The sequence below is a fragment of the Phenylobacterium sp. LjRoot219 genome (assembly GCF_964252995.1).
In the GTDB taxonomy this organism is placed as follows: Bacteria; Pseudomonadota; Alphaproteobacteria; order Caulobacterales; family Caulobacteraceae; genus Phenylobacterium.
In genome coordinates, this window is sequence record NZ_CAXUQI020000002.1 from 737779 (window position 1) to 752257 (window position 14479).

Sequence of the window (14479 nt, forward strand, 5' to 3'; positions counted from 1 at the left end):
CAGGGCTCAGCCCCGCGGCTGCGCGCGACCCGTCGCGCGCTGACGAATGATCGCCGCCGCCAATCAAAGAAAAGCACGAGGAAACGCCGATGAAGTTCAGCAAGGCCATGCTCCACCTGACGACCAGCTGCGCCTGTCTTCTGGCCTGGAGCGCTTCGGCTTTGGCCCAGACCGCCGCGCCGCCCGCGGCCCGGGCCGAGGCGAAGGACCCGCGGGTGAGCGAAATCATCGTCACGGCGCGCAAGCGGCAGGAGTCGCTGCTCGAGGTGCCGGTGATCGAAACGGCGGTTCCGCAGGAGCGGCTTGAGCGGCTGCAGGCGACCAATCTGACGGACCTGCCGAAGCTGGTGCCGGGGTTGAACCTGGGGCAGGGGTTGCTGTCGATCGGCACGCTGGTCTCGATCCGCGGCGTCGGCACTGCGTCGCTCGATCCAGGGATCGATCAGTCCGTCTCGCTGAACATCGACGGCCTGGCGCTTGGCCAGGGTCTCGCGTTCCAGAGCGGCATGTTCGACCTGCAACAGGTCGAGGTCCTGAAGGGACCGCAGGCGCTGTTTTACGGCAAGAGCAGTCCGGGCGGGGTGATTGCGCTCAGAACGGCCGATCCGACGAGCGAGATCGAAGTCATCGCGCGCGGCGCCTACGAGTTCGAGGCCGACACGAGCCGGGCCGAGCTCATCGCCTCCGGACCGGTGACCGATACTCTCAAGCTGCGGGTGTCCGGGATGTACTCGGAAAGTAGCGGATATTTCCACAACCGGGCGGTCGCGGCGCCCGGCACAGGCGCCCGGAACCCGGCCTACGACGACGCCCCGCGCGCGCGAAACTACATGATCCGGACCACGGCCTTGTGGAATCCGACAGACACCTTCGACGCGCGTCTGAAGGTCAACTACGTCAACGACCGGACGAACAACGCCGAGGGGCTGCAGCTGTCCAACTGCCCGGGCGGCACGGCTTCGCCGGTCGGGATCCCGTTCCTGGGCGGCGAGGACTGTCGGATCGACCGCACCATGCGCATTGTCGATCTGGACCCGGCGGCTTTCCCGGGGCTGATCAACAAAGGACGGCCGTTCCTGGAGAGCGAGCAGACCTACGGAACCCTGGAACTCAACTATCAGATCCGGCCGGAGCTGACACTGACCTCGACCACGGGGATGTACCAGCTCGGCTCGAAGAGCATGGTCAATACGAGCCAGACCAGTTCCGCAGGTCCGACGCTCGGATTTCAAAACCGCTTCAAGCGCCGCGACTTCACGCAGGAGCTTCGGCTCAACAGCGACTTCGCCTCGCCGGTGAACTTCACCCTCGGCGGCTTCTATCAGGATGGCCGGATCAGCGACCATGTGACCGGGATTCCCAACCGGAGCTACTTCACGCCGGTCTTCATCGCGCTGCTCAGCCAGAACGGCGAGACCGCGGTCGACATCGAAACCTACTCGGCCTTTGGCCAGCTGAGGTGGGAGGTCTTGCCCGGGCTCGAGCTCGCGGGCGGGCTGCGGTGGACGGATGAGGAGCGGAGCGAGAGCGTCCTCAACTACCTGTCGGGTACGCCCACGCCCGTCGCCGTCCCGAATCCCCGGATCAAGTCGAGCAACACGGCGCCGGAGTTCACCGCCACCTGGCGCCCGACCGACGATGTGACGCTGTTTGCGGCCTACAAGCGGGGCTACAAGTCGGGCTCGTTCAGTATTGCGACGGTGCCTGTCGCGACCATCGACAACTCCTTCGGAGACGAGCGGGTCGAAGGCGGCGAGATCGGGCTGAAGAGCCGGCTGTTCGACCGACAGTTGCTGTTCAACATCGCGGCCTACAACTATCGCTATCGCGGCTTGCAGGTGGGCGCCGTCGAGCCCTTGTCCTCCACCGGGCAGATCGTCATCCGCACGGTCAACGCCGGCTCCGCGCGGACCCGCGGCGTGGATATGGACGCCGCCTACCGCCCTGAGGCCGTCCCGGAGTTGTCGCTGAATGCGGCGATCAACTGGAATGAGGCGAACTACGGCACCTTGAACAACATCCCGTGCTGGTCCGGACAGACGCCGGCCACCGGCTGCACCGGCGGCGTGCAGAACCTCTCGGGGTTCCCGATGATCCGGGCGCCGCGCTGGCAGGCCACCTTCGGGTTCGACTATGAGCGCGAACTCAGCGACGGGATGACGCTGGTGTTCAGCAACAGCAACCAGTTCTCCAGCCGTTACTTGACCACCTTGGCGGCGGGGCGACCGAACGACGATCAGTTCCAGCAGTCTTTCATCAAGACGGATCTCAGTCTCGCCCTGCGCGGCCCAGAGGACGCTTGGGAGGTGGCGATCATCGGCAAGAACCTCACCGACCGGCTTACGTCGGGTAACTGCTCCATCGCCAACTTCGCGGGCGGCCTGGTGTTTCCGACCGGCCACGCGGGCGAGATGGCCTGCTACATGGATCGCGGCCGCGAGGTTTGGGCGCGCCTGACCTACAGGCCGTTGGCGCGTCGCTGAGTCAGTTGGGCAGGCCGGCGCGTGGGCGACGCGCGCCGGCCCGCCCACAAAGCCATCTGCTCCACTGGATGTCCCAAAGCTGCGGATTGTCTGGGGCCGCGCCCAACGGGTGGTGGCGGCGGCCCGATCCATTATGAGTTAGCGACAGTCACAGTTGATCGGGAACCGCTCGGACATGGCGACAAAGCGTCGGATGGGGCCGGAGAACGCCGCCACCGGATCGCTCCTGATGGACGCGGTCGAGGCGGTCATGCGCGAGCAGGGCTACGCCGCGCTCAGCGCCCGCAGCGTCGCCGCCCGCGCCGGCCTGAAGTACCAGATCGTCTTCTACTATTTCGCGACCATGGATGACCTGCTGCTGGCGACCTACCGGCGGCGGACCGAAAACGTGCTCGCCCGGACCGAAGAGGCGCTGCGCTCGGCGCGCCCGCTGCACGCCCTTTGGGAGGCGTCGTCCGATCCGTTCGACGCGTCGCTGTCGCTCGAATACATGGCGATGTCGAACCACAACGCGGTCATCCGCGCCGAGACGATCGCGTTCGGCGAGCGGATCCGCCAGTTGGTCGCCGACCGGCTGCAGGGCAAGCTCGAGGACGCCAGCCCAGATCCGACGACCTTCACGCCGATGGGCGTCGCCGTCTCCGTGTTCCTGATGGGCGGGATCTTCGGCTTCGAACAGGCGCTCGGCCTGTCGGGCGGCCACCGCGACGTCGAGACCATCGTCGCCTGGGGCTTGCGCCAGTTCGAGCCGGAGGACGCCTCGGCCGAAGGGACCCCGGCCGAAGCCGGGTGACCTGGGGGCGGCTCGGCTTACCGGGCCGGATCGCCGAAGGTCGTCGCCGTCACCCGGCGATCTTCAGCAGGTAGAGGCCGTAGCCTTCGCCGATTTCGCCCGAGACCGCGTCGGACTTCTGGAAGGCGATCCACTTGCCGTCGGGGCTGACGACGGGATTGCTCACGTCGCTGGTCGAGCCGGGCGTGGTCCCGACGATCAGGCGGCTCACCGCGCCGTTCGGCTTCAGCTCGAGCCGGCAGATGTCGAGCGGCGGCAGGCCGGGGCCGCTCTGCTGGCCACATTCGACGGTCGCCCAGCTCCCGTCCGGGGCGACGCCCTCGACTTCGTTGTATTCGCCCGGCTTCCGCAGGTAGGTGATGAATTCGCCGGTCGCGATTCGGTATCCCATCACTGAAATCAGCAATCCGCCGTTCGCCGCGCCCAGGCACGAATAGACGAGCTCATTGTCAGCCTCGCGGAAGTCCTGCGGCTCGATGAAGCCGCACTCCTTCGGCAGAGCCGGCATGATCTCCCGCTTGTTGGTGAGCTTCGGGACGCCGTTCTCGTAACTGACCTCGGCGATGTAGCGCTTCGTCGGGCGGACAAACGCAAGCTGCCAACCCTCCTGCGGCTTCAGCTCGGGTTCGATCACCGTCCAGGCGATCAGGTTCTTGTTGCGCGACACTGCGACGCCTTCGAACGCCTGTTCGCCAAGCGGCTGCAGTCCCTTCTCGAGCTTCTTGTCGAGCACCCACAGTTCCAGATGGGCGCGGGTGTTCGGGCCGGCATGTCGCCTGGGCGCCGTGACGAGATAGTCGCCATTCGGCAGGTACTGAATCCGCATGACGCCCTGATGCGGCAGGTGGCGGGTCAGGTTGCGGACCTGCCCGGTGGCGATCTCGATCTCGTAGGCGTCGCCATAGCTCTTGCCGACGAAGGCGATGCGACCGCCGTCCGGCGAAAACGCGGCGCGGCCGCCGAACGCGGAGAGGCGGATCGCCTCCTCCGCCTTCGACTCCCGGGGAATCGACTGCGTCCATGCGGGGACCGGCAGGGCGGCCCCGAGAGCGCTGCAGGCGAAGGCGATGGCAAGCAGGCGCCGCCGAACGGACTGATGAGGCATCGTCGATTTCCTGATTGTGGACGTGGCGCGCGCCGGCGTCGGGCGGCGAGCCGCCGCGCGACGCCGGACTCTGGATCGGCTAGCGCGAGCCGAACGCGTAGCGGACGTTGACGCCGATCTCCCGCTGGGCGGTGGCGCGGCTGGTGGTGTAGCCGGACGGGCCGGTCTGGGCCCCGAAGAAGGCCTCGACGGCCCCGGTCCGTAGCGGGTCGACCCCCTGGTCGAGGACCTCGTTCTTGTTGAAGGCGTTCCTCGCGAAGAGGGACATCTCCCAGCCGCCGTCCTGGCTGCGCACGCCCGCGTACAGGTTCAGGAGACCGTACGAGTCGATCGCGAATGCCGGCGTCTGGCGGTTGTTCTCCGGGTAGTAGGTGAATAGGCCGCGGACAAAGCCGTCGATGTTGGCGCCGACCGGCCGCACGTACTCGGTCTCGATCGTCGCGTTCCACAGCGGGTTCTGCGACACCGATCCGCTCGACTGACAGAAGGCCAGCGCCGTGCCGGCGGCGCGGAAGTTCGCCACCGTCGGCGCGCCAGCGTCCGGCACCCCGTCGAAGTTCGCGTCGCGGCAGGGGATCTGGTCGTTGTCCACGCGGCCATCGGCGTAGCTCAGCGCCGCGGAGATGCTCCATTCCGGCGTGACCTGGAAGGCCGCGTCGATGTCGAAGCCCTCGACGACGGCGTCGGCGTTGGCGGTGATGTTGGTGGTCGCGACACTCGCCGAGCTGCCGTTGGTGCTCAGGTACGGCACTGGCGCGGTGCGGAAGATCAGGTTCTTGAACGTCTGCCGGAACAGCGCCGCGTTGAGCCGCGCGCGGCCGTCGAGCAGGGTGGACTTGAAGCCGATCTCATAGGCCCGCGAGGTCTCCGGCTGCAGGAAGATCACCGAGCCTAGCGCTGGGTCGTTCTCGGCGTTGAAGATGCCGACCTGGGTGGGCCCGCGCCGCCAGGAGGTGCCGTGGTTGGCGTAGACCAGGAAGTCGTTGTTGAAGCGGTGCGACAGCGAGATGTTGTAGATCGTCGGCCGCTTGGTTTCCCTCCGCCGCAAGTTCTGGATCAGGCTGCCCGGAATGCTTGCGTCGCAGAAGCCCGGATAGGGGCTGGCGGCGAGACCGGCGACGGCGCAGGGGATCGGCACGGGCAGACGCGTGGCGATCGTGCCGGTTCCGGTCGTCAGGACGGTGCTGTTGCTGGTGATCGACGTGATGTGGCGCAGGCCGCCGCTCAGTTCGGTGTTTTCGCCCAGATGCGCCGTCAGGCTGCCGAAGAAGGAGGTCTCCTGGATCGTGCCGGGAATGTCGATGATGGTGGGGACCTGATAGCGCGCGTCGAAGCGCGCCGGGTCGAACGTCCCGGGCGGCCCGAACGCGCCGGGCAGGAAGGTCCCCGGCTGGGTCACGTGACCGGTGGTGTCGCTCCAGAAGTAGTAGGCGCCGACGGTGTAGTCGAGGAAGCGGCCGGGCGCCGGATCGGAGGCGAGCCGGATCTCGTGCGAGGTGCGTTCGCTGTCGGTGTTGTTGCGCTGGAAGATCTCGACGCCGGGAACGACGTCGCCGAGATCCTGCGCCGACCGGGTGCTCAGCTTGAACTTCGTGTAGGAGCCCACATAGCTGAGGTGCTGCCCGAAGATCCGCGAGTCCATCTGCGCGGTCACTACGTCGAGGTGCTGACGCAGGTTGTTCGCCACATTCTGCACGCCGACGCGGTCGCTGGGTGAAATCGGCGGATTGCGCGCGCTGCCGGGGCCGGTGACCTGGTTGTAGCTGTCGAGCTTCTTGTCGAGGTGCTGCCAGACGATGTTGGCGTTGATGGCGTCGTTCGGCTCGTAGCTGAGGCTGCTGCGCACGGCGCTGGTCACTTGCCGCGGGGCGATACGGCTGTGGATGCTGCCCACGCCGTCGAAGTCGTCCTGGTCCAGGAGGCCGGCGATGCGAGCCGCCAGGGTGTCGCGGATGATCGGCACATTGATCGCGCCCTGCACGTTGCGGCCGTGCTGGTCCGTGACGGTGACGCTGCCGTAGCCGCCGATCTCCGACAGGTTCGGCTTGCGCGTGGTCAAGGTGATCGCGCCGGACGGGGCGGCGACGCCGCGGGTGGTTCCTTGCGGGCCGCGCAGCACCTCGATCTGGCCGACGTCGAACATCGACTGGAACAGGAAGTTGGTCTCGACCGGCGCATCGTTGAGGTACATGGCGACGGTCGGGTCGGCCCCGGAGACCACGTCGAAGGTGACGCCGCGCAACGAGGCGCCGGACTGATAGCCGGTGGCGTTGCTCGCGAGCGTGAGGCCGGGGACGACCGCCTGGACGTCGTCGAAGCGCTGGATGTTGAGTTTCTGCAGAGTGTCGCCGGTCACCGCGGTCACGACCTGCGGCACCTCCTGCAGACTCTCGGACCGCCGCCGCGCGGTTACGACGACTTCGCCCAGCATATTTTCGCTCGCCGGCGCTGCAGCGACGTCCGCCGCCGTGGGCTGGGCCGCCGCGGCGGAAGCCATCGCCAGGACGCTCGCTCCCGCAAGGATGGCGTAAATACCTGATTTCATTAAATCCTCCCAGTTCTTATGTCATTTTGTATGAGGATTTACAGGCTTCACCGTAGGACGCCAAGAGGAATGCGACGCATCGTAGGTTTATTTGGCTTTTGGCCTCGCCGCGGGCGGTTTGAGGCGAGCGGCCGCCTAACGCAACGCGTCGTATTTTTATGATGACAGCAGAGGCCTAGCCTGCAACTCTGTCCGTCGAACGCCGTCGTGAGCGCTGTTCGTTTGGTCGCGCCGGACCCGCGCCTCAGCCCGCGCGGCTCATGAGCTCCCCTCGCGTCGGGCGGTCCTCCGTCCGCCCGACGCATCTTTTTTCAGCCGGAAACGCCGCCGTCGCAGCGACGGGGAGCCAGGAGGAAGCCTTGATCTTGTGGAGACATCTGGCCGTCGCGGCGATCGCCGCGGGGATGGCGGCCGGGACGGCTCAGGCGCAACCGGCGGGGGCGCCCGCCATCAACATGCCGGTGGCGAAAGGCGCGACGATCATGTCGGCGGCGTTTCACGTCAGCGACCTGGATCGCGCGGTGGATTTCTACACCAAGGGGCTCGGCGTGAAGGTCGGCGGCCGCATCGAACACCCGACGCTCAGCGAGATCGTGCTGATGTTTCCGGGTTCGTCGACCAGCCTGCTGCTGATCCAGCCGAAGACCAGGCCTGCGGCGGCCGAAGGCCGACGGTTGGGTCGCATCATCGTCCTGGTGCCGGACCTGCGCGCCACTCAGGCCAAGCTCGAGGCGGCCGGCTATCGCCTACAATCGCCGATCACCGAGCAGAAGGACTTCAAGCTCTCGGTCGCCGTGGCGGTGGATCCTGACGGCAACGAGCTGGAGCTGATTCAGGGCGGGTGACGCGCCTCGGCGCGTCCGATCACCACGCAGCGCTGCCATTCAACAGCAGGTCGACCGCGGTGTGGGCGAAGGTCACAGCCTCGTCGCCCGCCAATTCGGGACCGGGGCCGCTCATCCCGGCCCAGCCGGCGAGCATCGCCATCAGCGCCGAGGCCACCCGCATCGGGTCCTTCGCATGGATGCCCCGCTTGGGACCGTACTCACGGATCTCGTTTGCGAGGCGTTCGACCATTTCGGTGTAGCCGATGACCTCCTGTCGGCTGGGCGCCTCCTCTGGATCCTTCCAGGCGCTGGCGACCAGGCCGAGGAAGGCGCGAACCTCCACCGACGTCGCCTGCGCCAGCATCCAGGCGGCGTGCTGCCTCAGCCGCTGTTCGAGGTCGTCGCTCAGCAGGGCGTCTTGTTCCGGGGGCGCCCAGGACGCGACGCGTTCCTTCAACACCGCGCGCAGCAGTGTCCGCTTATCGGGGAAGCGCTTGTAGAGCGTGCTCTTCGGCACCCCGGCGCGCGCGGCGATCGCCTCCATCGAGGCGCCCTCGTAGTCCTCGGACAGGAAGATGTCGGTCGCGGCGGTGAGAATCGTATTGGCGATCGCCGCCGCCTGGTCGGCGGTCGGGCGGCCGCGCTTGGGCGTGAACGCCACGCCAGCGTGGGATGCCGCGTCGGATGAAGTTGGGCGCGCCGTGCGGGTGGCCGGCAAATTCTCCGCCTTTCGTCCAGCAGGTGAGGCCACAGCGGCTCACGATCATCCAGGCATAGTCGGCCAGGGCCGCAGCGACAACGACCCTGCGACCGAGCTCATGGCTTGACATCGGAAAGGATCGCGCCGAGCAAAGCAACTCAACGTAGCTTTAAGCCGGGTGGGAAGTTGATGTCGATCGCAGCCAGGGGTTTCAAGGCGGCCGCCGCCGTCGGCCTGTTCGCGCTGGCATGCCTGACCGCAGCGCCGGCTGCTGCGGCGCAGCCCGACTGTCCGGCGGCCTTCGCGCCCTACTCGAGCGACACCGTTCTACTCGACCTGCTGCTCGACCCCCGTGCGGCGGCCGTGCTCGAACAGCAGGGAATGCTGAAAGGCCTGCCGTCGATGCTGCGCAGCGCCCAGCCGCCGACCCTGGCCGCGGTGATGAGTCCGCGATGGATGATGAGCTCGGCGTTCGCCGGGGCCGACGCCGCCGCATCGGCGGCCAAGCTGCAGGCCCTCGACGCCGCGCTGGGGCAAATCCCCATTACCGCCGAGGCGGCGCAGCGGCGCTGCGCCCGCTATGATCAGGCTCCGCCGACGCTGCCGAAGCCGGAGCGGCGTCCGGCCATCCTCGTGTTCGAGAAGATCAACGGCTACCGGGACGAGCCTTCCGTCAACGCGGCGCACAAGGCGCTCACCGACATGGCCGCGCGCCGCGGCTGGTCGATCGCCTTCACCGACAACGGCGCAGCTTTCAATGCCGCGCAACTGAGGACCTACGACGCGGTGGTGTGGAACAACGTCAGCGGCGACGCCCTGACGCTTCCGCAGCAAAAGGCCTTCCAGGCCTATCTGGCGGATGGCGGCGGCTTCGCCGGGATCCACGGCTCGGCGGGCGACTTCACCTACGTCTGGCCGTGGTATCGCGACGTGCTGATTGGCGCGACCTTCATCGGCCATACGCTCAATCCGCAGTTTCGCGCCGCCAAGGTCGTGGTCGCCGATCCGAAGTCCGGCATAGCGGCTAAGCTGCCCGACAGCTGGACGATGACCGAAGAGTGGTACTCCTTCGCCGGGCCGCCGGCCCCAGGTGCGCGCATCCTGGTGCGTCTCGACGAGAGCACCTACGCCCCCGGCCCGCGGCTGGCCATGGGTGACCATCCGCTCGCCTGGACCCGCTGCCTCGGCGAGGGCCGGTCCTTCTACACCGCCATCGGCCATCGCCCGGAATCCTACGTCGAGCCGAACAGCGTCGAGCTTCTGGAGCAGGGGATCGCCTGGGCCGCGCGGCAGGGCGACACGCGGTGCGCCAAGGGGCGGGAGGTGAGCGCCCAAGCCCCGGTTCGCGCGGCGGCGGCGCGATAGCGGCGCCCACGACGTCCCCCTCGCTGGATTGGAGCCTTGGAATGCCTGACCTGACCGAGCGCCTGATCAAGGCCTACGCCGCACCGGCGACGTCGGCTGACTTCGACCTTCCCGCGGCGCTGGAGGAGGTGCTGGCGGGCGTGGGCCTGTCCACGGCCGACGCGGGCGGCGCGGTCTCCCACATCGGCGCCGATCCGGTGTTGAAGAGCCCGCTGCGGATCGGCGCGGCGGCCACCATCGGGCTGCTGGCGAAATCCGTGGCCGCCGCGGCCATGCACCGCTGGCGGGGCGGGCCGGGGCAGGACATCAGCCTCGATTTGCGGCGTGCGCCGCATCGCCTGAGCCCGTTCTACGACGGCAAGTGGGAGCGCCTTGGCCGCTATCCGGTCAGGTTCTCGCTCGAGGTCGGCAACGCCATGAGCGCCTTCTTCTACCAGACTGCGGACGGGCGGTGGGTGCTGCCCCAGGCGATGTATCCGAACCTGCGGATGCGGGCGCAGGACCTGCTCGGCGTCCCGCTGACCTGGCGGGCGGTGACCGAGGCGATCGGCAAATGGAACGGGCGGGAGCTCGAAGAGGCGGCTGCGGACGCCGGCGTCGTGATGCCGATGGTGCGCACCCTGCCGGAGTTTCTGCAGGAGCCGCAGTACAGGGAGGTGCTCGCCGAGACGCCGCTGATCGAGGTGACAAAGATCGGCGAGTCCGAGCCCAAGCCGCTGCCGCCGCTCGGCCCGCTGCCATTCTCCGGCATTCGAGCGCTCGGCATGGGCCATGTGATCGCCGGCGCAGGCCTGGGGCGCTCGCTCGCGCTGCATGGCGCCGACGTGCTCAACCTCTGGCGGCCGGGGGAGGCGGAGCAGGAGACGATCTACGCGACGGCGAACGTCGGCTTGCGCTCGGCCTGGCTTGACCCGCGCACTGACCGACCGCTGCTGATGGGCCTGCTGCGCGACAGCGACATCTTCTTCCAGAATAGGCGCCCGGCCTTCTTGCGGCAGATCGGCATGACGCCGGAAGAGGCCGCGGCCGAGCGGCCGGGGATCATCTACGTCTCCGTCTCCCTGCACGGCACGCGCGGGCCCTGGGCCGAGCGCCCCGGGTTCGATCAGTCGGCCGGCGCCGTGACCGGCGTCATGGCGCTGGAGGGCTCTGCGGAGCAGCCGCAACTGCCGCCGATCGTCGTGGTGAACGACTATCTCACGTCCTGGTTGGCGCAGGCGGGCGTGGTCTCGGCCCTGCGACGTCGCGCGCAGGAGGGCGGCTCCTACCACGTGCACGTCTCGCTGACCCGCGTGGCGCTGTGGATCCTCTCGCTCGGGATCTTCGACAAGGCATGGGCGCACGGCGCCGCCGACGCCTCAGAAGCCCATCGCTACCTGGATCCGGAGGTCTTCACGGCCGTGACGCCGCTCGGCGACTATCAGGGGGTGACGGACCAGGTCGTGATGTCGCGCACGCCGGGCGCATACGATCCGGTTCTTGTGCCGCGCGGCGCCTCGCGCCTGGAGTGGCGCTAGATCTCGCCTGGATCGCCGGGCCCTATGATTGGGGCGCCGCGGTGGCCGTCGCTTTTCGGCGTTTTCTCTGCGGCGGAGCCGCTTCGAGCGGCGTCGGTTGCCCCTGAGCGAAGGCGCGGAGGCACTCGTCGACATATTCGAGCGTCTCGGCATGGCCGCGACGGATGTCGATCGCGGATTCCAAGGCTAGCACCTGCGCCAGGCTCGACAGCAGGACGATGGCGACGACCGGGCGCATGGCCGGCTCGACGCCCTGGCGTTCCAGAATCTTGGTCAGGATCTGCGTCTGCAGGTCGCGGAATTCCTCCGCGGCCTTGGCGACTTGCTCGCGCACCGCGGGGCGACGGTTCGCCAGCGCGTGCAGCTCCATCGACAGGATCGCGCCGTAGGGATCGCGATTCAGCTGCTGAAGCGCGCGCAACGGCTCGTCCGAGGCCGCCGCCTCCGCGACGCTCTCCCGCATCCGCTCAGCCGCGCGCAGGACGACCGCGATGAACACCTCGTCCATCGACTTGAAGTAGTAGTGGACGATCTGGCGCTTCAACCCGACCTTGTCGGCGAGGGTGCGTGCGGTGACCGAGGGATATCCCTCCTCGCGGATGAGCTGCTCCGCCGCATCGATGAGTTCGGCGCGCATCGCCGAACTTTCCCCGCCTCTGCGACGATCCGAAACCATGCCATCTCCCAAATTCCGTCCCTATCGCGGTACGACGGCCCTGCCCGAGGATCAAGCACCGCCTCCACGGGTGTGTTCCTGGCCGCTCAGCCCGTCGCTGGACTGGCGCATTCAGCCGCAAGCTCCTTCAGCGGACGGCTCGCATCGGCGAGCTGGTTCGCCGGAACCCGCAGTCCCCCGACCACCAGCGCCTTGCCCTGCACGTAGTCTTTCGTGCTGTTGACGCAGTCCAGGGCGATGACCCGGCCTTGCCGCAGATAGACCACCGTGAACGCGCGGTTCTGCGGGTCGCCGCGCACCACGACCTCGTCGTACCCCAGCGAGAAGCCGACGGTCTGGAGCCTGAGGTCGTATTGGTTCGACCAGAACCATGGGACAGCCCGATAGACGTCCGTCCCGCCAAGGATCGCCTGCACGGCGACGGCGGCCTGATCCGCCGCGTTCTGCACCGACTCCAGGCGGATCTCTGCGTCCGCCGCAAAGGTGTTGCGATGCAGCGCGCAGTCGCCGATCGCGTAGACGTGCGGCAGACTGGTCCGGCATTGTCCGTCGACGGCGACGCCATTGCCGCCCGCCGCGCCGGCCTCGATCAGCGGCGCTACGGATGGGGTGATGCCGATCCCGACCACGACCATCTCCGCCGGCAGCACTTCGCCGTCGGCGAGCCGAACGCCGGCCGCGCGACCGTCCCGCTCGACGATGTAGTCGACCGTAGTCCCGAGTCTCACGTCGACCCCATGGGCGCGATGCTCGGCCTCGTAGAAGCGCGACAGGGGTTCGCCGGCGACGCGGGCGAGGACGCGGTCGAGCGCTTCGAGCACAACGACCTTCTTGCCGAACTTGCGCAGCACCGCGGCCGCCTCCAGGCCGATGTAGCCGCCGCCGATCACGACGACCGATTCCACCCCCGGGAGTTCAGCCATCATCGCGTCGACGTCTTCGCGGGTCCGGACGCTGTGAACGCCGGGCAGATCATGGCCGGAGCAGGCGAGGCGTCGCGGCGCGCCGCCAGCGGCCCAGATCAACGAGCCGTAGCCGAACCTCTGTGTCGACCACAGTTGGACCTGGCGATGCGCGGCGTTGACCTCGACCACCGGCTCGCCGAGCACAAGCTCCACCTTGCGATCCGCCCAATAGCTCTCCGGTCGGATGAGGATCCGGTCGAAGGTCTTCTCCTGGGCGAGATACTCCTTCGACAGCGGCGGCCGCTCGTAGGGCGGGCTCAGCTCGTCGGTGACGATCGCCACCGAGCCCTCGAAACCCTTCTGGCGCAGCGCCAGGGCGGCGGCTGCACCGCCGTGCCCGCCGCCGACGATCAGAACATCGTAGGTCTTCATCGAGGCGTCCTCGCCCTACATCCACATGCCGCCGTTGACGTTGATCTCCTGGCCGGTGACGTAGCTGGCCTTGTCCGAGCACAGGTATTCGCACGCATAGGCGATGTCTTCCGGGGTGCCCGGGCGGGGGATCGGGATCATCTGCGAGATCTGCTCGAGCGGCGGGAACTCCCCGGTGCGCTCGCTTTCCCGCGCGAGTGGGGTGTCGACCACCGACGGCGGGACGGTGTTCACGGTGATCCCGTCCCGGGCGAACTCTCGCGCCAGCGAACGGGTGAGGGCGATGACGCCGCCCTTCGCGGCCGCATAGTGGGCCCGGTCCTGGGCCCCGGACTGCGCCGCTTGCGAGGAGATGGTGACGATGCGTCCCCATTTCGCGGCGATCATGTCGGGCAGCGCGGCCTGCACGGTGTGGAACACACCGGTGAGATTGACGTCGATCATCCGCTGCCAGGTCTCGATCGGCAGGGTCTTGAAGTCGGCGGAGTGGGAGATGCCGGCGTTGGCGATGACGATCGCGATCGGGCCGAGGGTCTCACGCACGGCCGCGTAGGCCGCCTCCACCTGGTCGCGGTTCGCGACGTCGACCTTGCGGGCGAGCACCTTGGCGCCGGTCTGCTGCAGCGCCGCGCTCTCCCGCGCCAGCGCTTCCTCCTGCATGTCGAGCATCGCGACCGGGTGACCGTTGCGCGCAAACAGCTGGCTGACGCCGAGCCCGATGCCCGAGGCGCCGCCGGTCACCACCACAACACGATCGTTACTCATAGGAATCTCCAAACTCGTAGGCGGGCTGGGCCCGCGACAGGTCGATCAGGCGCAGGCGCGCCGTTCTATTTGGCCGGGAGCTGCGAGAGCTCCGCGTCTGCGGCGGCGAGGGCGTCCGGTGTGAACGCCTCCGGCGCGAAGATCCTCAGCGTCCGCAGCGTCATGTCGCTGGCCGCCGAGAACCGTTCGTTCGAGCTCAGGCCGGGGAAGTGCCGCTCCAACACCGTCCTTGCTGCCGGATCGGCGAGCAGGACGCCGAGCTTGGAGCGCAGGACCGAATAGCGCTCCGAGTTCGGCCCTTGGCCTTCCATCCTGCTCAACTACCTCCGGCCGGAGCGCCACCGCCCGCCTGCTAGACACATGCAT

At 67.9% G+C, this 14479-nt stretch carries 12 protein-coding genes; 5 read left to right on the forward strand and 7 right to left on the reverse strand.

Features of this window, described 5'->3' with window-relative positions; all coding sequences use genetic code 11:
- Window positions 1–89: 89 nt before the first annotated feature.
- Window positions 90–2483 carry a TonB-dependent receptor gene (locus tag ACSQ14_RS21505; protein WP_436016319.1) on the forward strand — a complete coding sequence of 798 codons (2394 nt, stop codon included), beginning with the start codon at window positions 90–92 and terminating at the stop codon, window positions 2481–2483.
- Between the two features lie 175 nt (window positions 2484–2658).
- On the forward strand, window positions 2659–3276 hold the full coding sequence (locus ACSQ14_RS21510) for a TetR/AcrR family transcriptional regulator (RefSeq protein WP_436016321.1): 618 nt from the start codon (window positions 2659–2661) through the stop codon (window positions 3274–3276).
- A gap of 49 nt (window positions 3277–3325) precedes the next feature.
- Here ACSQ14_RS21510 and ACSQ14_RS21515 read toward each other — a convergent pair whose 3' ends face one another.
- Both ACSQ14_RS21515 and ACSQ14_RS21520 read right to left on the reverse strand, forming a co-directional pair.
- Window positions 3326–4381, reverse strand: a complete 1056-nt coding sequence (locus ACSQ14_RS21515) for a hypothetical protein (RefSeq protein ID WP_436016323.1) — start codon at window positions 4379–4381, stop codon at window positions 3326–3328.
- A gap of 79 nt (window positions 4382–4460) precedes the next feature.
- Window positions 4461–6926, reverse strand: a complete 2466-nt coding sequence (locus ACSQ14_RS21520; protein WP_436016325.1) for a TonB-dependent receptor — start codon at window positions 6924–6926, stop codon at window positions 4461–4463.
- 359 nt (window positions 6927–7285) lie between these two features.
- On the opposite strand from ACSQ14_RS21520, the gene ACSQ14_RS21525 reads away from it, so the two are divergent.
- Window positions 7286–7771, forward strand: coding sequence for a VOC family protein (locus tag ACSQ14_RS21525; protein WP_436016327.1), 486 nt, complete (start codon window positions 7286–7288; stop codon window positions 7769–7771).
- Between the two features lie 19 nt (window positions 7772–7790).
- Here the strand turns inward: ACSQ14_RS21525 and ACSQ14_RS21530 are convergent, their stop codons facing one another.
- Window positions 7791–8414, reverse strand: coding sequence for a TetR/AcrR family transcriptional regulator (locus ACSQ14_RS21530; protein WP_436016329.1), 624 nt, complete (start codon window positions 8412–8414; stop codon window positions 7791–7793).
- Window positions 8415–8642: 228 nt separating this feature from the next.
- Between ACSQ14_RS21530 and ACSQ14_RS21535 the strand changes: the two genes are divergently transcribed.
- Both ACSQ14_RS21535 and ACSQ14_RS21540 read left to right on the forward strand, forming a co-directional pair.
- Entirely contained in the window at window positions 8643–9818 is a 1176-nt protein-coding gene (locus tag ACSQ14_RS21535) for a ThuA domain-containing protein (protein ID WP_436016331.1), read from the forward strand.
- Window positions 9819–9859: 41 nt separating this feature from the next.
- Window positions 9860–11335 carry a CoA transferase gene (locus tag ACSQ14_RS21540; protein ID WP_436016333.1) on the forward strand — a complete coding sequence of 492 codons (1476 nt, stop codon included), beginning with the start codon at window positions 9860–9862 and terminating at the stop codon, window positions 11333–11335.
- A 22-nt stretch (window positions 11336–11357) separates the two neighbouring features.
- Here the strand turns inward: ACSQ14_RS21540 and ACSQ14_RS21545 are convergent, their stop codons facing one another.
- The 4 genes from ACSQ14_RS21545 to ACSQ14_RS21560 all read right to left on the reverse strand — a co-directional run bounded on the left by ACSQ14_RS21545 (window position 11358) and on the right by ACSQ14_RS21560 (window position 14433).
- A complete protein-coding gene (locus ACSQ14_RS21545) occupies window positions 11358–11972 on the reverse strand; it encodes a TetR/AcrR family transcriptional regulator (RefSeq protein ID WP_436016335.1) in 615 nt (204 codons plus the stop codon).
- A 125-nt stretch (window positions 11973–12097) separates the two neighbouring features.
- Window positions 12098–13348, reverse strand: a complete 1251-nt coding sequence (locus tag ACSQ14_RS21550) for an NAD(P)/FAD-dependent oxidoreductase (protein ID WP_436016337.1) — start codon at window positions 13346–13348, stop codon at window positions 12098–12100.
- Window positions 13349–13363: 15 nt separating this feature from the next.
- On the reverse strand, window positions 13364–14113 hold the full coding sequence (locus ACSQ14_RS21555) for an SDR family NAD(P)-dependent oxidoreductase (RefSeq protein ID WP_436016339.1): 750 nt from the start codon (window positions 14111–14113) through the stop codon (window positions 13364–13366).
- A gap of 65 nt (window positions 14114–14178) precedes the next feature.
- Window positions 14179–14433 carry a hypothetical protein gene (locus ACSQ14_RS21560; protein ID WP_436016341.1) on the reverse strand — a complete coding sequence of 85 codons (255 nt, stop codon included), beginning with the start codon at window positions 14431–14433 and terminating at the stop codon, window positions 14179–14181.
- Between the last annotated feature and the right edge of the window lie 46 nt (window positions 14434–14479).